The following is a 17,761-nucleotide window of genomic DNA, read 5'->3' as shown; positions in this document are numbered from 1 at the left end:
TTACATGGATAATTATAAATTTTGCCCTCAATGTGCTAAGCCTTTGGTTGAAGAAGAAAGAGGAGGACAGGCTCGTAAAGTTTGCAAGGATGAAAGCTGTGGTTTTGTGTATTGGAATAATCCTATTCCGGTTGTATGTGCCATCGTTGAAAGAGACGGGCACTTAATTTTGGTGCAAAGTATTGGATGGCCCAAATCCTGGTATGCACTGGTAACAGGTTTTTTGGAAAGAGGAGAAGAGCCGGATGAAGCTGTTTTGAGAGAGGTAAAAGAAGAAACCGGCCTGGATGCAGAAATAGGAAGCTTTGTAGGCATGTATAAGTTCTACAGGCGAAATCAGATTCTGATGGTATATCATGTGGTAGCCAAAGAAGGCGAAATCGTCATAGATGAAAGCGAATTGACCGGTTATAAGCTTGTTCCCATAGAAGAAGTTCAGCCCTGGCCGGCAGGTACAGGAATAGGTTTGAGAGATTGGTTGAGGACTCGGGGAATAGAGCGAGATTTTATGGAATTCCCCAAATCCTGATGCCCTTGTTTTAAAAAATAATTTCTAAGAAAAATATAGACTTGAAGCCTGCAGGATTTCTATCTTGCAGGCTCTTTTTGTTTACCTAATTCAAAAATAGCATCCTCCAAACATGATAGATCGCAAAGACTTCAAAAAACATGTTCCCCAGGTAATAGACTGGATTCAAAACTACTTTGATCAACTTGAAGATTTACCGGTCAAATCCAAGGTGCAGCCTAAGGATATTTATAAGCAAATCCCTGCTAGCATGCCTGCCCAGTCAGAGTCTTTGGAAGATATGCTCAAAGATTTGGAAGAAATCATTTTACCAGGAGTTACCCACTGGCAGCATCCCAATTTTCACGCATATTTCCCTGCTAACAGTTCGGTGGAATCCCTCTATGCTGAATTCATAACTTCTGCCATAGCTGCACAATGCATGATTTGGGATACTTCGCCAGCCGCCGCAGAACTGGAAGAGCGCATGATGGAATGGTTGAGGGAAGCCATGGCAATCCCGACTACTTTTGAGGGAGTAATACAGGATACAGCTTCGACAGCTTCTTTGGTAGCCATTTTGACAGCTCGGGAAGTCTCCACCGATTTTCAATCCAATGAAGAGGGCGTTCCCAATAATTTGCGAATTTATTGTTCTTCTGAAACCCATTCCTCCATAGAAAAAGGAGTAGTAATCGCAGGAATTGGTAGAAAGAACCTGAAAAAGATAGCAGTGGATGAAAAAATGGCCATGATTCCTGCAGAACTGGAAAAGCAAATACAGGAGGACATAGCTGCTGGCTTTAAGCCTTGCTGTGTAATCGCAGCAATAGGAACGACAGGTACAGTAGCCGTTGACCCTCTTAAAGAAATAGCTGCAATCTGTAAAAAATATGAAGTTTGGTTGCACGTGGATGCTGCGTATGCAGGCTCAGCACTTTTGTTGCCCGAATACCATTGGATGATAGAAGGAATAGAGGATGCAGATAGCTTTGTATTCAACCCCCATAAATGGCTCTTTACCAATTTTGATTGTACGGTCTATTTTGTGAAAGATGTAGAGGTGCTCTTGAAAACCTTCGAGATATTACCCGAATATCTTAAGACCCGAACCCGCGGTCTGGTAAACGATTACAGGGATTGGGGAGTACCTTTGGGCCGAAGATTCAGAGCCCTTAAACTCTGGTTTGTTATGCGAGGCTTTGGACTGGAAGGTATTCAGCAAAAGCTCCGATCTCAGCTTGAACTGAATCAATATTTTGCTGAGGAAATTAGAAAGAGTGATTCTTTTGAACTCCTACTAGAACCCTTCCTGAATTTCAGCTGTTTCCGATACAAAGGAGAGGAAGGAATGTCAGCTGAAGAACTGGATACAGTAAATGCCAGACTCTTGGAAATCATCAATGACAGCGGAAAACTGTTTGTTTCTCATACAAAAATTAAGGGTTCATACGTTTATCGTATGGTGATCGGACAAACCTATATTGAGAAACGTCATGTTGACCATGCCCTTGAGGTATTCAATGAAGCATTGAAATCTCTCTAGAAATTTGTCTGAAAGAACAGGGGATTTGAAGAGCTGATAAATTGATCACCCAAGTCCCTGAAAATATGTACCTTCAGCGCTTAGAATTGCTCTGCCCAATGAGATATTTGCCTTTCCCTATTGTATTGATTGCGATCCTCAGTTTCCCGCTCTCAATATTTGCCCAATTAATTCCCGGGGAATCCTATTTTAGCTCTGATAATTATGTCGAGTACATAGCTGGCAATTTACCTCTCATCATCTCTGTCCCTCATGGAGGAGAACTGAAACCTCAAAGTATTCCAGATCGCGATTGTAGTGGTTGTGTGTATGTAAAAGATTCCTATACACAGGAACTGGGAAGAGAAATAGCAGCTGCCATTCAGTTACAAACAGGCTGCTATCCCCATGTGGTCATCAACCTCCTTCATAGAGAAAAACTCGATGCTAATAGAGCGATAGGAGAAGCAGCAGATTCAAATCCAGAAGCCGAAGCTGCCTGGACTTCCTATCATGCTTTTATCGATTCGTCAGAAAATCAAATCATGCAGGCCTTTGGAAAAGGACTTTTTCTGGACCTGCACGGACATGGCCATGACATCCAGCGTATCGAGCTCGGATATTTACTAAGTGGATCGGAACTTCGCCGGCCCAATAGTAGCCTCAATGACTCTCTCTACATAAATGATATTAGCATCAGAAACCTGATTCTGGCTGATGGTCAATCCAATTCCCTGAGTCAACTTGTCCGCGGGACCCAAAGCCTGGGAGCTTTGCTGGAAGATCGTAATTACCCCAGTGTGCCCTCAGACCTCGACCCTGCCCCCCAGAACGGTGAATCCTATTTCAGTGGAGGATACAATACTCGACGATATGGTTCGCAGCAGGGAGGAAGTATAGATGCCATTCAGGCAGAATGCAATCAGGATATTCGTTTTCAGGAAGACGATCGTCAGCAATTTGCCGATAGTATGGGACGGGTTATGATTGATTTCTTGCAGCTCTACTATTTGGATCAGGGAGGACTGGATTTTTGTAATGCAGTTTCTATGGAGGAAAGCATTGATTTCCTTTGGGAATTGTATCCGAATCCTGCCCGGGATCATTTGCTTATTGAAACTGATCTGATACAATATGAATTGGCCATTATCAACCAATTGGGTCAACTAATCTCCCAGGCTTCGATGAACAGCAATCAAAATCGGCTGGATATTTCTTCCCTCAATTGTGGAAACTACATTATAGAGGTTTCTCAGGAAAAAGAGGTCTTGCATCGCGCTAAATTCATTAAATCATGTGAATAAATTTCGACCTGATGGAATTAGGGACTACAATTTTGTAGATTCATTTCTCTAAGACTATCAAGATGAAAAAACTACTTACTACTCTCATAAGCCTATGGGCTTTTTCTTTCCTCTTTTCACAATCCCAAAAACTCGATGGACTTCAGGCCGAGGTAAATATCTATACAGATGAATACGGGATTTCCCACATCTATGCAGATAATGAAGCAGACCTCTTTTTTGCGCAAGGCTATAATGCTGCCCGGGATCGATTGTTTCAATTTGAAGTCTGGCGCAGGCAGGCGACGGGAACAGTCGCAGAAATTTTAGGGCCAAGAGAATTGAAGCGAGACATAGGGACTCGACTATTCATGTTTCGGGGAGATATGGATCAGGAAATGAACTACTACCATGACAGGGGAAAACTGATCATTGAATCTTTTGTCAAAGGAGTCAATGCCTATATTGAAGAAACAGAAGGAAATCCTGATCTTCTCCCTTTGGAGTTTTCTCTTCTGGGAATCAAACCCCAAAAATGGACGCCAGCTGTTGTTATTTCCCGTCATCAGGGCTTATTGGGAAATATTGGGCAGGAATGGGCAAATGGTTTGATGCTTCGACTTGCATCGGAAGAAAAAGTTCGGGAGATCAATTGGTTTCATCCGAAAGACCCTCTACTGAATATGGATGAATCCATTAGCCTGGAAATGCTTTCCGAAAATATCCTCGAACTCTATGATGCTTACCGAAGACCTGTCATCTTTCAACCTGAGGACCTGATTGCCGAAGTGAGAAATGAGGAAGATGCCTTTAGGTATATAGCGGAAATACAGGAAAAAGAAAGGAAAGCCCTCCTTCAGGAAGAGTTGGAAAGTATTGGCAGTAATAATTGGGTAGTGGATGGAAGCAGAACCCAAAGCGGTTATCCTATAATGGCCAATGATCCTCATAGAACACTGGCAGCTCCTTCTCTTCGCTATATGTCTCATTTGGTAGCTCCCGGATGGAATGTCATTGGAGGAGGAGAACCCGAAATCCCTGGCATTTCTATTGGACATAATGAGTATGGTGCATGGGGACTAACGGTGTATCGTACGGATGGAGAAGATATGTATGTATATGATATCAATCCCAAAAACAAGAATCAATACTGGCACAAAGGGCAATGGTTGGATATGCATATCATTGAGGATGAGATAAAGGTGAAAGGACAAAAGCCAGAAAAGGTCGAATATAGGTATACCGTACATGGTCCAGTTCCTTTTGTGGATGAAAAAAGAAATAAAGCCTATGCGATTCGTTGTGCCTGGTTGGAAGTGGGTGGTTCTCCTTATTTGGCCAGTTTGCGTATGGATCAGGCCAAAAACTGGGAGGAGTTTCGGGAGGCATGTAACTATAGCCATATCCCGGGAGAGAATATGATTTGGGCAGATCGCGAAGGAAATATTGGATGGCAGGCAGTAGGAATTGCCCCGATCCGCCGAAACTTTAGTGGAATGGTACCGGTACCGGGAGATGGCCGATTTGAATGGGATGGTTATTTACCTATCAAAGCCAAAGCCCATATTTATAATCCCGAAAATGGATACATCATTACCGCCAATGAAGATGTAACTCCCAAGGACTATGAATATTGGGATGCAGTAGGATATAGTTGGGGTGATACGTACAGAGGCGATCGCTTAGCAGAATTGATTGACAGAGGCAGAAAACATAGCATGACGGATATGGCTGATTATCAAACAGATTATCTCTCCATTCCAGCCAGAATGCTTGTCCCTATGTTAAAGAACATTGAATTGAAAGATGAAAAACTGAAGGCTGCCAAAGCGGCTCTGCTGGATTGGGATTATCTCTTAGAACCGGGTTCTATTACAGCTTCTATTTATGTGGAATGGGAAAGTGCTATTCGGAGAAGTTATGTGGTGGCCAAAGTGCCTCCAGCTCTGCTAAATTTTCATGGAGAAAGTCTCTATTATCCTCAAATGAAGCTTGCTATAGATTGGGTGCTTTATGAAGCTGATAGGGAGGAAGTACTGAGGAAAAGCCTCTCAACAGCTTTGGAAACTTTGGAGAAAAGACTGGGGAAAGATCAGAGCAAGTGGCAGTATGGACAGGAGAAGAATAAACATGTGCAAATTTTCCATCCGCTGAGTGCGGCAGTCAATGATTCACTGCGCTCTATTTTTGAAGCGGGGCCTTATCCCCGTGGAGGCTACGGTTTGACCGTCAACAATACCAGCAATGGCCTGAATCAGCGCTCGGGAGCATCTTTCCGCTTCATTGTGGATACAGAAAACTGGGATAATTGTCTGGGTATGAATTCTCCCGGCCAATCCGGCGACATACGTAGTCCTTTCTACAAGAACTTATTTGAACTTTGGGCAACAAATCAATTTTTCCCCGTGCACTATTCAAAGGAGAAGGTTTTGCAACATTCGAAAGAACATCGAGTCCTTATACCTAAATAATGCAGGATGAAAACCGCTACTTCCCGAATTCTACTATTTGTTTTTTTACTAATCGGAATCCCTTTTGGCTATTGGTCTATGCAGAAATTGCTGGGGCAGGAAAAAAGGGAAGAAAATCAGTCAAAGCTGGATGAAAAGGTCCAGAAAAGGATAGACGAGCTTTTTAAGGAATATGAAAAAATTGCAAGCCCAGGCTATGCCATAGGAGTAGTAAAAGGAAAGGAACTTTTGTATGGAAAAGGATATGGCAGCGCAAATCTGGATTATCAGATTCCCATAGGTACGCATTCTGTATTTAGCATAGCCTCGGTTTCCAAGCAATTTACGGGAGCAGCCATTGCTCTTCTTATTATGGAGGAAAAGCTGGATTTGGAGATGTCTGCAAAGGATTTTATCCCGGAATTGAAAAAGTATCCGGAAGATATCCAGATCAAACACCTCATTTACAATTGCAGCGGAATTACAGATTATTACCGACTCGATAGGCCAGATGGGCAATCCTGGAACACCTTATTACATTTTGATATTGATGATTGCATCGAAGTAGTTTTGGCAGAAGAAAAGCTTCAATTTACTCCAGGTGAAAAATGGGACTATTCCAATGTGAACTGGATGCTCCTGACGAAGATTGTAGAAAAAGTCAGTGCTATGCCCTTTGATCAATTTATGGAAGAAAGGCTATTTGAACCCCTGGCTATGAATAACAGCCTGATTCATACAGACATTACCCAAATCATCCCCGATAGAGTAGTTCCCTATAATTTCAAGACAAAGGAGAATATAGAGGGCTATCGAGAGAGTGGAGTATATGTAGGAGAAAAGGGAGACTTCATTCAGCATCCTCGTATATCTCCGCACTATGGAGGAAGTGGGGTAATGACGACCATAGAGGACCTCTCGAAATGGTGCATCAATTTCCATACGAAGAGCTTTGGGGGTCAAAGCTTTTATGATCTCATACATCGGACAGAAGCCTTTCCCCATGGAAGAAATAACCAGGCCTTTGGCTTATACATCGGAGACTTTAATGGCAAACCCATAGCTGCCTGGGACGGGGGAGATTGGGGCATCAGCAGCCAGATTAAATATTTCCTGGAAGAAGAAGTAGCCATCATTTGCCTCGCCAATTTCGGAGACGGCCAATCTTTCCGGAAGGTGGATCAGATCGCTGATATTTTGGTTGAGGAAGGGATTCTATAAAAAAAGGCGAGCCTGATATTCAGACTCGCCGGCTATATGTTTAAAGTGTGTTAGGCCCAAAGATTTTCCGGGTAAACATCTGCTTCGATCAATTTGGCAATTTCACCCATCACATGTTCCTTATCTTCCCGATACGTTACGCCAAACCACTGTGCATCAGAACTGAGTACTTTTAGTTTGCCTGCTCCTGATTCGATCATTTTAGTCGCAATCAAGGGAATGTAGAACTCCGACTTTAGCTCCTGTCCTTTTTCTTTGAAAAAATCAACGAAATAGGATTCTGTATAATCGAATACAGTAGGGGAGAAGCCCCAGAAATTCATAGAGACGAGTGTCTCTTCCTCTAATTCTACATCCTCACCATTATCAGAAAAGAAGATTTTTCCTTCTTTGCGCTCGATGGAGGTTCTTTCTGTTACAGAGGCCAGATAGCCTTCATCCGTGCTCACACAAACTCCTCGTGATACGGATCCAAAATCTGACAGGGTTTTATTCAAGTGGTAGCCTACGATACAGTATTCCTTGCTATTGATGTCCTGATCCTTGAAGAATTCGGCTATGACTTTATACGCATCCCTGCCATAAAAATCATCTGCATTGATGATGGCGAAGGGCTCCTTTACGGCATCTTTCGCCATAAGCATGGCATGGCCAGTTCCCCAGGGTTTCTGACGTTGTGAAGGCAAATCTAGACCCTCAGGAAGTTTGTACAACTCCTGGAATACATAATCGACTTCAATTTTGCCTTCAAATTTGTTTCCAAAGTAATTTTTGAATGCTTCCGCTATGTCTTCACGGATGATGAAAACAACTTTCCCAAAGCCTGCCTCTATGGCATCGTATATAGAATATTCAATGATGGCTTCTCCATTGGGTCCCACACCATCTATTTGTTTTAAGCCGCCGTAGCGACTTCCCATTCCCGCAGCAAGTATAACTAAGGTAGGTTTCATGTTTTATTGATTTCCTAGCGCGAAACTGCCACCAAAAAAGCAGCTATGCAAGTCTTTTTCATAAATAAAAAGGGCGTGAGAAAATGAATTCCTCACGCCTCGTTAGGTGTATAATATGGTGTGAACCCTTTATTCTTCTAGTAAGTTCCCAAAGTTAGGTTCATTGGGTTTATGACTTCTGATTTTTCGTTTTTCGTTACCGGCTGCTTTCAACTCATCTCCCATCATACTTGCAGCAGAGAATGAAGTAATCATTTGATTCATCATATCACTGGCATTTGAGGGTGAGTTTGGCAGCAGGATGAGGTTACTCTTATTGCTACTACCCATGGCTTGCAGGGTATCGTAGTGCTGAGTAACAACAATCAAAGCGGAGGCTTCCTGAGAGTTGATGCCTACTTTGTTTAGGGCCTCTACAGAATCTTCCAGACCTTTGGCGATCTCACGGCGCTGATCCGCGATACCTTGACCTTGTAGCTTCTTACTTTCGGCTTCTGCCTGTGCAATTGCTACAATTTTGATACGCTCTGCATCTGCCTCATATTGAGCAGCTACTTTTTCACGCTCAGCCGCATTGATACGGTTCATCGAAATCTTTACCTGTGGATCAGGATCAATATCTGTAACCAAAGCTTTGACAATTCCGTATCCGTAATTCTCCATAGCTTCGTTGAGTTCGGCCTTGATAGCGATAGCGATATCGTCCTTACGGGCAAATACCTCATCAAGCTTCATTTTAGGCACCTCTGCACGTACAACGTCAAATACGTATGCGGTGATCTGCGTTTGTGGATCTTCCAATTCGTAGAAGGCATTGTATATGTTACTCTTGACGACCTGGTATTGGACAGAAACCTTAAGATGAACAAAAACATCGTCCAAAGTTTTCGTCTCAACCGGTACATCCAATTGCTGGACTTTCAGACTCATTCTGCCAGCTACCACATCAATGAATGGTATTTTGAATTGTAGTCCTGCGGGGGCAACTCGCTGGAATTTCCCTAATCGTTGAATGACGGCTGCTTGTTGTTGCTTTACGACTACCCAGCCACTCTTGACTACCGCGAGTCCACCGAGTGCTGCAATTGCGAGTCCTATTATTGGTTCCATATCTGTTGATTATTTGTTTAGCTCATTTATCGAAAGACTCTGAAAAAAAGAAAAAGTCCAAAATCTTGAAGAAAAGCATGGAAAAATGCTCCAAATGCTTTAGAAATTTATACTAAATTGCGCCCCATTACAAGAAATTATGTCAAATAAACCCTCTATACCTAAAGGAACCCGAGATTTCCTGCCGGAGGTAAGCTTGCGAAGAGAATTTATCTTTAATACGATTCGCGATGTTTTCAGAAAATACGCCTATGCTCCCATAGAAACACCTTCTATGGAAAAGCTTTCCGTATTGACAGGAAAATACGGAGAAGAAGGAGATCGATTGATCTTCAAAATCCTCAATTCAGGAGATTTCCTGAATAAAGCCACGGAGCTCGAGGATGCCCGTAAACTCAGTTTTCAGATCGCAGAGAAAGCTCTGCGCTATGATTTGACCGTGCCCTTCGCGCGATTTGTTGTAATGCATCAGAATGAAATCTCTTTGCCCTTCAAAAGATACCAGATACAGCCGGTTTGGAGAGCTGATCGTCCACAGAAAGGTCGCTATCGGGAATTTACCCAATGCGATGCTGATGTAGTTGGTTCAGATTCTCTGATCTACGAGGCAGAATATATCTGCATTTATGATGAGGCCCTGAGCAATCTGGGGATCAAGGATTTTACCATCCTGGTCAATAATCGCAAAATCCTGGCAGGCTTTGCCGATGTCATTGGACAGTCGGACAAATTCACAGATATGTGTGTGGCCATTGATAAATTGGATAAGATTGGAGAAGAAGGAGTAAGGAAAGAATTGGGCGAAAGAGGAATTCCAGGCGATGCTGCAGATAAGCTTTTCAAGCTGATTTCTTTTAGTGGGACTAATCAGGAAAAACTGGACTTTCTCGAGAAAGAACTAGCTGACTCAGAGGAAGGAAGTCTGGGGGTAAAAGAAATGAGAGAGGTATTGGATACCTATTCCTATTTCGAATCCTATAATGCTACCGTAGAGTTCAATCTGCTGCTCGCAAGAGGCCTGACCTATTATACCGGGACCATATATGAAGTAAAAGCCAATGGAGTGAAAGTCGGGAGTATTGGAGGAGGAGGTCGCTATGCAAATCTTACCGGAGTATTTGGAAGGCCTGGTTTATCAGGGGTTGGAATCTCCTTCGGAGCGGATCGCATTTACCTGGTTATGGAAGAACTGGGACTCTTTGAAGACATGCCTTCTCTTTCGGCCAAAGCACTTATCATCAATTTTGGAGAAGAAAGCCGTGCTGCCTCTCTCCAATTGCTCAATCAATTGAGGAAGTCTCAGATAGCCGTAGAGTACTATCCCGAAAAAGCCAAGCTGAAAAAGCAGTTTTCCTATGCGGATAAAAAAGGAATCGCCTATACCATTATGATTGGTTCGCAGGAATTGGAAAGTGGAAAGTATCAGATCAAGAATATGGGTAGCGGAGAACAAAGCTCATTAATGGTCGAAGAAATCGTTAGGCTTCTGGCGAACTGATTTATTGACTTCAGAAAATATAGCTGCCATTTCCTTCGAAAAGGAAATGGCAGCTTTTTGTTTCTCCCTCAATAAATTTTCCTGAATTCAGCCAATCAGATAGATTAGGTATATCCATTTAGTATACATCCGTATTTCTCCTGAAGAATTCTCTCATTTTTGCACAATTTCTTATTCTTAGCCATCTGCCTGTATAAATCCTTGAGGAGCTCTGCATGTGGAAGTCGTATTTGTCACCTCTAGCTGATAAATAATATTTCTACATATGAAGACTCAATTTGTAATCCCCACATTTTTCCTTTTACTCTTTTGTTTGACTGGGAAATCTCCTGTACATGCACAAAACTTTATGCCGGATCAGTATCTCTTTGGACCCTCTGCGATTCCCATGGAAAAAGGAGAAATCAGATATCGCAATAATGGAATAACGCTAAATTCATTACATCTGGGTATTTCCAATAATGTCTCTGTGGATGTAGGCGTTGAATTACTTCTATCTTCTTTCCTCATTTTGTTGGGCGAAGGAGGCCTGATCTCCTTTGCCAATGTGAAGTATGGGTATTCCTTTCATGAAAATTTTCATCTGGGAGGCGGGGTATTTGTAGGAGGAATATTAAGCACAGATGCCTATAATCGTTCGGGATTTGTATCTCCATATGGAATAGCGACCTTCGGAAACAGCATGAACAATGTCAGTATAGCCTTCGGTACACCCATCGAAAGTGAATACCATCCCTCTTTTCTGATGTTGAGCGGAAAGCTGCAACTAAACAGGAAGCTGGACCTGATCAGTGAGAATTATTTTTTACAGCAAAGCTTTGAAGGTCCGTATGTCCGTATAAATGGTTCCAGAGAATCAGGAGGAAAAAATATTGATAGGCATTTTGTTTTTTCTCTGGCATTGAGGATTTACAGCTGGAAAGGTAATCTGGATCTGGGAGTTTCAAGTCTGTATAATACCTATACGTATACAATTGTTGATCGAAGCAGCGGACAGGCGCGATTTCAAAGGAGAAACAGTAAGTATTGGTTCCCGATTCCTATTCCTGTAGTAGGCTTTAGCCTTCCGATCAGGTAAGTGGGTTTTCTCTTGTTATGGGATGAAATGCAATGCCTTATTGTGATTTTGCTCTTTATAGGATAAATGTTTATTTGCTTTCCATTAGAAAACACAATCAATCCTAAGAATTTAACACAATCATGAATTATCCTCTGAAACCGGCTCAGGTGCCAGAAACCCTTGGCGAAGTAAATCCCAACTTCAGAAAAGAGGCCTTCAAGGTCTTCCTCTCTATTATCCTTTTCCTGTTCACCTATGTAGTCTTAATGACTGCTGCCATTGGCTTAGCAATTTTATTAGGATATCTGGGGGTAATGATGGTCAGTGCTGTGCCTCGCTTCATTACCCTGATGCTAGGTTTGGCGATGGTTCTGGCGGGCTTAATGGTTCTGTATTTCCTGATCAAATTTATATTTTCTTCAAAGAAAGCCGACCGTTCGGGAATGGTGGAGATAAAAAGATCTGAAGAACCAGACTTATTCGCTTTCATAGAGAAGGTAAACGAAGAAACTGATTCCCCAAAACCCAAGCGGATTTACCTTTCCAATCAGGTAAATGCCAGTGTCTTTTATGATTCCAGCTTCTGGAGTATGTTTTTTCCGGTAAAGAAGAATCTCAACATAGGCCTTGGAGTTGTAGCAGCTGTTAATCTGACAGAATTTAAAGCCATCCTTGCACATGAATTTGGGCATTTCTCCCAAAAAAGTATGAAGCTGGGAAGTTATATCTACAATGTGAATCAGGTGATTTACAATATGTTGTTTGAGAATGATGACTTTGAACGGAACCTGGACAGCATGGGAAAAGATGGCGGCTACTTTGCGATTACCAGTGCGATCACTTATGCGGTGGTGGGACTGATTCAAAAAATCCTGCAAAAGGTTTACACCCTTGTAAATAAGTCCTATATGAGTTTGTCTCGGCAAATGGAGTTTCATGCCGATGCAATCTCTGCTAAAGTTACTGGCTCCAATCACATGGGTCCGGCTTTGCAAAGGGTACAAATTGCCAGCATTTGCTACAATTTTTTAATTGAGAAATACAATGGATGGTTGGCCCAGGGATATAAGCCTGAGAATATCTATGACAATTTTGCCTTAGTTCAACGGAATTTCGCAGAAGAGAATAAGTTTGAAATCAAAGACTCATTTATTCAGGCTAATGAGCAAAGTTTCAAAAAGCTTGATTATTCTAAAGTTAGTGTGGAAGACCAATGGGCTTCACACCCCAGCTATGAAGATCGGGTCTCTCATTTGGAGGCCTATAATATCCCGACTAAAGCAGTAGAAGATAGTGTGTGGACACTTTTTAAGAACCCGGAGGAGACACAAAAGAAATTTACTGAGTTGATGTATGCAGGAGTAGAGTTTGGGCCAGAAGTTTCAGTCCAGAACCTTACTCAAGCTGATTTTGAGCAAAAACTGGAAGCAGATCATAAAGAATATTCCTTTCCTGAAGCTTACCATGGCTTTTACGATAATTATTTCCCCCTGGATATTGGGCTCGATAAAAGCCCGGTAAAGGAATCCCTGAAAAGCTTTGAAGAGATTTACCACAAAGACCGCATTCTTGCCCTCATGGACAACGGTTATCTTCACCAGGATAAACAAACCCTGGTACAGATAAAGAATAAAGAAATCAAGGTAAAATCCTTTGATTATGATGGGCAGAAGTATAAGCGAAAAGAGGTGAACAAGATTATCGCAATCATAGATGGGGAAATCGACAAGCAGACGGCTGAAACGGCTAGGATTGATCGCGAATCCTACCAGTATTTTTCGAGTCAGGCCCAAAAGAAAGCTGAAAAGGAAAACTACCAACAGAATTACAAAGATGTGCAGGAACAATTGGGGCGGGCTAGTCAAAATATTAGCCTATATGCCAAATTCATGGAGATTATACATCCAATATTTATAGGAGTTCTTGACCTGGACGAAGCACGACAAATAGACCAAAAGCTAAAATACGAGGAATTGCGCTTAAAAAAGGCAGTGAGAGAATACCTGGAATATGAGAAGCTGAGAAAGCATCTTTCAGAAGAAGAGCTGGATTGGTTTTCTAAATACGAGAAATCCAGTCTAAACTATTTTGCCTATGAAGCCTTCAATGAAGATCAATTCAATTTTCTCATCAATACGCTCAGTAAATTTGTCGAAGTAAATCAGGTGGTTTCATTTAAGATGAAAAAAGAATTTTTAGCATATCAGCTTTCCCTGAAATAAACATAGTACTCCCTGGATCTATCCATCTGCATCTTTGATTTGTTGAAAGAGCGTTTGGTATTTGAAGAGAAGAATCTGATTTCTTTTGGATAGATCCATGGCCTTTTGATAATAGGTTCTTGCCGCTGGAAGCATCTGTTTTTGTTCGTACAATTCTCCCAGGCTTCCTGCCAAATTTGGAGATTCAGGGTAAGTAGCTATGCCCAGTTGCAAAAGTTTTATGGCTTCTTCCAGCTGATCATTTTGTTCCAGGATGGAAGCTGATTCTGTGAAGATTCCGACGGGAATCTCCAGCTCGAAAGCATAGGCTTTATTTAGTTGGGTGAAATAAGATTGGATAGCAGCTGTTCCTTCCAGCACGGTTTCCTCCGGCACCTGAAAGGAAGAAAAAATGTATTTCAAACCTGCATAAAGGCCCTGAGAAAGAACATCCAGATGCGCCAATTTATCCAATACTTCAAATTTGTAATGTAGCCCCTCGGGTTTGAGAGAGTCCAGTACCATGGAATATCGCCTTACACCTTCCACTCTGATAGGGCTCTTTCCTTCTGTGCTTACATAGAGGTAGGTATTGTCATAATTCTGCTTTACAAGCTCTTGGTATAAAAATGCTTCAGTCCTTCTGCCAATTCCTGATCCGCTTTCTATATAGCCATCAAAAAGCTGGGGACGACTAGCCAGTAATTGAGTGCAGATACCAGATCCGGAAGACCATCCATATATGAGATCAAAGCCATTAGTTCTGAATTTTTTATTAACAAATGGAATCAATTCATCCTCCATAAAGTTGAGAAAACGATGATAAGAACCATCGGATTCCAGGTTGACAAATAGGTCTCGTTTTCGGTCCGTATTGGGGATGCCAACCACAATCATTTTGGGGATTTGTCCCAGGATATCATTGGACAAAAAATCTACACATCCGATGGCATAATCAAAAACCCATTCGCCATCCAAAACATATAAAACCGGATAACTTTTGTTATGCTGATCATAATCGGAAGGCAGGCTGATCTTTATGCCACGATATTCATCTAAATGGGAAGAATACAAGACCTGATCCTCATGATGGTTGTTGACTTGTGCAGATAAGGAAATAGAAAAAATAAGGAGAGCAGTAATGAGCAGAAAGCGCGATTGCTTCATGTTTTGTTTGGGTTATAAATGGGGTTTATGCGTATTTGATCAAATGTTTGTATTCTCGGTATATTCGCAAGTTTAAAATATTTTTTTGATATATTTTATGTTTGCCCTATACAATATGTGCTTCTTTTCGTCATCGGTCAGATAAAATTGGAGAAGCTCCTTTTTTAGCCAGTCATCAATCTCCTCAAAGGAGTAATTTCCACTAGTAGCGGCTGCATTTATGTTGCTCAAGGTGCTGAGATAGGTGCAAAGTTCAGGATGAGAGAATGGATATTCGTTTTTCATATTATCCTCTACCTCAAGCTTCAACCCTCTTGCTGCCAGATTTTCTTTGGACCAATCATAATTTCGGTTTCTTGCCGGGGTAGGGAAGCTTGAGAAATATCGTTCTTTTGTCCAGGCTTTAAAGCTCTCTTCTTCCTTCATTTGGCCTAAAAAGAAATTGTCATACAGGATCAAATAGCCATCTTTTGTTAATAGCCGCTTTATTTCTTTCAAAAACAAGTCTATATCAAACCAATGTACGCCCGAACTTACCGTAATGAGGTCAAAGTGATGGGCGGGAAAGGGCTGTTTTTCTGCAGGGGAAAGGGAGAAACTGGCTTCGACCCTCTTTTTAGCAAATGCCAACATTTCTTCTGAAAGATCCGTAGCGAAAACCTCTTCTGCTAAATCCGGAAGGATACGGGTCGATAGGCCGGTTCCGCAGGCGATATCTAGCGCCCGACCCATTTTCTTTTCAATGCTTAAATGATTGAGGATATGGTTCAGGATGAGGCTATGGTAGAACGGTCTGCCTTGCGCATACCTCTTAGCCATTGCCGCTGAGGCGAAGTGATTCATAGGAAGGGTGATTATGAAAGACAAGGAGCAAAAGATGAGAAAGAAAAACTAGCTTCAATTCTCCATTTCTTGTTTTGCCTTTACTTCCTATATACGAAGATCAGGAAATCAGTTCTGAGATACGCGGATTGCTTTGCCCATAACTGACCATGATAAGTTCGAGCGGACTTTGAGCAAATTGAGCCAAGACTGTTTGAATAGAATCAAATACCCAATCCGCATCATTCCCAAATGCTCCTCCTCCTAATAGGGTAAGGAAGACCTTGGGGTTTCCTGTTTTTTGAAAATTGATGAGAGCTGCGTGTAAAGTTGCTTCATAGGAAGCTTCCAGAACCAGTCTGGCAAAGCTTTCCCAATGCTTTTTCGGCAGTTGATTGTAAGCAACAGGCAAAGCGGAACAATAGGCTTGACTTACTAAGTGAGTGGATTCATTGAGCGTAACCTGGGTATCCCATTGTAAGCCGATGCGGAGTCGGGATTTCAGTTCTTCTCTTTCTCCAAGCGTAGAGCTGCGAATCTTATGATCGATTTCTTCCAGAGCATCTTCAGATCGGATCAGTGCATATCCATTTTGCATTCGCCAGAGCCTTTCCTCAAGATTCCCCAATGCTTCTCCCAATTCTTTCAGACAATCAATTTGTCGGTCTTCCTTTTGACCTATTTGCCCATCCACTTCTACAAAATAATTGCGGTAAATGGTTCCTGCCCCACAAGCGATGGCGCAGGCAGGGCCCTGGGTTTTATCATAGTCGTAGATGCCGATGCCTTCCTCAGGAGTAGTGTGAGGATCAACCATCTCCAATAAATTGAATTGCGAGGCTGCCTGAAAAAAAGCAGCTGCATGTGAAGGGTCCAAATGGAAATCCTGCACATTACCTACTTCTTCCCGCAAGCTGAGAGATTCTTTATACATACTGAGGCGGGAAGTCTGTCTGAGTTCTTGTAGACTTGGGCACTCTAATTTTCCCCAGATCATGCTTTTTCCATTTGCTTTGGAACGCATCATATTGCCCTCCAACTCAATATTTGCTCTTAGGTTTTCAGGATCTTTTTCCTCAAAGCCACAGAGTTGTTTAAACCAGGTATTCATATTCAGTATTAAACGTCTTCCATGATGGCCACTACCCGGGCAGGGGCAGCAGAAGCTCCGACAATTTTTAAGGGAAATACAGCTATTTTAAAGCCGGTATAAGGCAGGGCATCCAGATTGGTCAATTGCTCCATATGTAGATATTCTTTATCTCTCCCTACCAAATGTGCTTCCCAGAACAATTCGCGGTTTTTGGTTTTTTTTGCCTGTTTGATCAAATAGGGGAGGGGGAGGTCCCAACCCCATTGATCGATACCCATGACTTTTATTCCCTGATCAATCAGGTATTCGGTTGCTGCCGCACTCATGCCTGTACCATGAGTAAAAAAGCGTTTGGTACCCATGTGTTGATCTCGTCCAGTCTTGATAAGTACAATCATCCCGGGTTTTAAAACCAGGCTTTCTTTTTCCAAGAAAGAATTTATGTCTTCAATGGTAATGGCATCGAAATCGGCCTTCTCTTTCATATCAATCACAATCCCATCTCCATAGCACCATTCGAGGGGGATCTGGTCGATCGTTTTAGCTTTTTTCCCTTCACATTCCGGACCATAATGCCAGGGAGCATCTATATGGGTAGTAGAATGAACGCCCATTTTCTGAATGCTGTCGTCTGCCCATCCTTTAAAGCCTTTAGGAAAGAGTTTGAAGGGAAGGCCAAAAGCTCTCAGAAGCCATTTTGCTTTTTTGTGAGCTTTATGCTTGATCTTTACCTTCATAAATGAAGGATCACCCGGATTATACTGTATGGGTTTTGAGAGATCGACGATTTTCATTCTAGTGTGGGTTATTATTATGCGGGTGATCGTTTTTAGGGATAAATATCAGCTTCAGCTGTCATTGCGAGGGAAC

At 42.1% G+C, this 17,761-nt stretch carries 14 protein-coding genes; 8 read left to right on the top strand and 6 right to left on the bottom strand.

Translation table 11 applies throughout. The features are described 5' to 3' along the window. Nucleotides 1-4: 4 nt before the first annotated feature. From R8P61_15585 to R8P61_15565, 5 genes are all read left to right on the top strand, one after another. Nucleotides 5-529 (top strand): NUDIX domain-containing protein, encoded by a 525-nt coding sequence (locus tag R8P61_15585; GenBank protein ID MDW3648487.1) that lies wholly within the window; start codon nt 5-7, stop codon nt 527-529. A 112-nt stretch (nt 530-641) separates the two neighbouring features. Continuing rightward, nucleotides 642-2,054: a pyridoxal-dependent decarboxylase gene (locus tag R8P61_15580; GenBank protein MDW3648486.1), complete on the top strand. Its 1,413-nt coding sequence runs from the start codon at nt 642-644 to the stop codon at nt 2,052-2,054. 98 nt (nt 2,055-2,152) lie between these two features. Further along, nucleotides 2,153-3,337 (top strand): T9SS type A sorting domain-containing protein, encoded by a 1,185-nt coding sequence (locus tag R8P61_15575; protein MDW3648485.1) that lies wholly within the window; start codon nt 2,153-2,155, stop codon nt 3,335-3,337. A 62-nt stretch (nt 3,338-3,399) separates the two neighbouring features. Beyond that, entirely contained in the window at nt 3,400-5,787 is a 2,388-nt protein-coding gene (locus R8P61_15570; GenBank protein ID MDW3648484.1) for a penicillin acylase family protein, read from the top strand. A 6-nt stretch (nt 5,788-5,793) separates the two neighbouring features. After that, nucleotides 5,794-6,987 (top strand): serine hydrolase, encoded by a 1,194-nt coding sequence (locus R8P61_15565; protein ID MDW3648483.1) that lies wholly within the window; start codon nt 5,794-5,796, stop codon nt 6,985-6,987. Between the two features lie 50 nt (nt 6,988-7,037). Here the strand turns inward: R8P61_15565 and R8P61_15560 are convergent, their stop codons facing one another. Then, nucleotides 7,038-7,940, bottom strand: coding sequence for a sugar phosphate nucleotidyltransferase (locus tag R8P61_15560; protein MDW3648482.1), 903 nt, complete (start codon nt 7,938-7,940; stop codon nt 7,038-7,040). A gap of 129 nt (nt 7,941-8,069) precedes the next feature. Next, nucleotides 8,070-9,050, bottom strand: coding sequence for an SPFH domain-containing protein (locus R8P61_15555; protein ID MDW3648481.1), 981 nt, complete (start codon nt 9,048-9,050; stop codon nt 8,070-8,072). 139 nt (nt 9,051-9,189) lie between these two features. Between R8P61_15555 and hisS the strand changes: the two genes are divergently transcribed. The 3 genes from hisS to R8P61_15540 all read left to right on the top strand — a co-directional run bounded on the left by hisS (nt 9,190) and on the right by R8P61_15540 (nt 13,830). Continuing rightward, the gene (gene hisS / locus R8P61_15550) at nt 9,190-10,548 is read left to right on the top strand and encodes a histidine--tRNA ligase (GenBank protein MDW3648480.1); all 1,359 of its coding nucleotides are present in this window, start codon (nt 9,190-9,192) and stop codon (nt 10,546-10,548) included. A gap of 265 nt (nt 10,549-10,813) precedes the next feature. Further along, a complete protein-coding gene (locus tag R8P61_15545; GenBank protein ID MDW3648479.1) occupies nt 10,814-11,626 on the top strand; it encodes a hypothetical protein in 813 nt (270 codons plus the stop codon). A gap of 122 nt (nt 11,627-11,748) precedes the next feature. Next, nucleotides 11,749-13,830 (top strand): M48 family metalloprotease, encoded by a 2,082-nt coding sequence (locus R8P61_15540; GenBank protein MDW3648478.1) that lies wholly within the window; start codon nt 11,749-11,751, stop codon nt 13,828-13,830. An 18-nt stretch (nt 13,831-13,848) separates the two neighbouring features. Here R8P61_15540 and R8P61_15535 read toward each other — a convergent pair whose 3' ends face one another. The 4 genes from R8P61_15535 to R8P61_15520 all read right to left on the bottom strand — a co-directional run bounded on the left by R8P61_15535 (nt 13,849) and on the right by R8P61_15520 (nt 17,685). Next, nucleotides 13,849-14,976 carry an alpha/beta hydrolase-fold protein gene (locus tag R8P61_15535; protein ID MDW3648477.1) on the bottom strand — a complete coding sequence of 376 codons (1,128 nt, stop codon included), beginning with the start codon at nt 14,974-14,976 and terminating at the stop codon, nt 13,849-13,851. Nucleotides 14,977-15,048: 72 nt separating this feature from the next. After that, nucleotides 15,049-15,819, bottom strand: a complete 771-nt coding sequence (locus R8P61_15530) for a class I SAM-dependent methyltransferase (protein ID MDW3648476.1) — start codon at nt 15,817-15,819, stop codon at nt 15,049-15,051. A gap of 100 nt (nt 15,820-15,919) precedes the next feature. Beyond that, nucleotides 15,920-16,909, bottom strand: coding sequence for a hypothetical protein (locus R8P61_15525; protein MDW3648475.1), 990 nt, complete (start codon nt 16,907-16,909; stop codon nt 15,920-15,922). Nucleotides 16,910-16,917: 8 nt separating this feature from the next. Beyond that, a complete protein-coding gene (locus tag R8P61_15520; protein ID MDW3648474.1) occupies nt 16,918-17,685 on the bottom strand; it encodes a cyclase family protein in 768 nt (255 codons plus the stop codon). Nucleotides 17,686-17,761 lie beyond the last annotated feature (76 nt).

The sequence above is a fragment of the Bacteroidia bacterium genome (assembly GCA_033391075.1).
In the GTDB taxonomy this organism is placed as follows: domain Bacteria; phylum Bacteroidota; class Bacteroidia; order J057; family J057; genus JAWPMV01.
The sequence above is the reverse complement of the archived record's forward strand: the minus strand, read 5'-3'. Positions and strand labels throughout refer to the sequence as shown.

What these genes read in the sequence shown, in the direction of transcription:
- R8P61_15585 (MDW3648487.1), top strand. Translation starts at nt 5, where the DNA reads ATGGATAATTATAAATTTTGCCCTCAATGTGCTAAGCCTTTGGTTGAA.
- R8P61_15580 (MDW3648486.1), top strand. Translation starts at nt 642, where the DNA reads ATGATAGATCGCAAAGACTTCAAAAAACATGTTCCCCAGGTAATAGAC.
- R8P61_15575 (MDW3648485.1), top strand. Translation starts at nt 2,153, where the DNA reads ATGAGATATTTGCCTTTCCCTATTGTATTGATTGCGATCCTCAGTTTC.
- R8P61_15570 (MDW3648484.1), top strand. Translation starts at nt 3,400, where the DNA reads ATGAAAAAACTACTTACTACTCTCATAAGCCTATGGGCTTTTTCTTTC.
- R8P61_15565 (MDW3648483.1), top strand. Translation starts at nt 5,794, where the DNA reads ATGAAAACCGCTACTTCCCGAATTCTACTATTTGTTTTTTTACTAATC.
- R8P61_15560 (MDW3648482.1), bottom strand. Translation starts at nt 7,940, where the DNA reads ATGAAACCTACCTTAGTTATACTTGCTGCGGGAATGGGAAGTCGCTAC.
- R8P61_15555 (MDW3648481.1), bottom strand. Translation starts at nt 9,050, where the DNA reads ATGGAACCAATAATAGGACTCGCAATTGCAGCACTCGGTGGACTCGCG.
- hisS (MDW3648480.1), top strand. Translation starts at nt 9,190, where the DNA reads ATGTCAAATAAACCCTCTATACCTAAAGGAACCCGAGATTTCCTGCCG.
- R8P61_15545 (MDW3648479.1), top strand. Translation starts at nt 10,814, where the DNA reads ATGAAGACTCAATTTGTAATCCCCACATTTTTCCTTTTACTCTTTTGT.
- R8P61_15540 (MDW3648478.1), top strand. Translation starts at nt 11,749, where the DNA reads ATGAATTATCCTCTGAAACCGGCTCAGGTGCCAGAAACCCTTGGCGAA.
- R8P61_15535 (MDW3648477.1), bottom strand. Translation starts at nt 14,976, where the DNA reads ATGAAGCAATCGCGCTTTCTGCTCATTACTGCTCTCCTTATTTTTTCT.
- R8P61_15530 (MDW3648476.1), bottom strand. Translation starts at nt 15,819, where the DNA reads ATGAATCACTTCGCCTCAGCGGCAATGGCTAAGAGGTATGCGCAAGGC.
- R8P61_15525 (MDW3648475.1), bottom strand. Translation starts at nt 16,909, where the DNA reads ATGAATACCTGGTTTAAACAACTCTGTGGCTTTGAGGAAAAAGATCCT.
- R8P61_15520 (MDW3648474.1), bottom strand. Translation starts at nt 17,685, where the DNA reads ATGAAAATCGTCGATCTCTCAAAACCCATACAGTATAATCCGGGTGAT.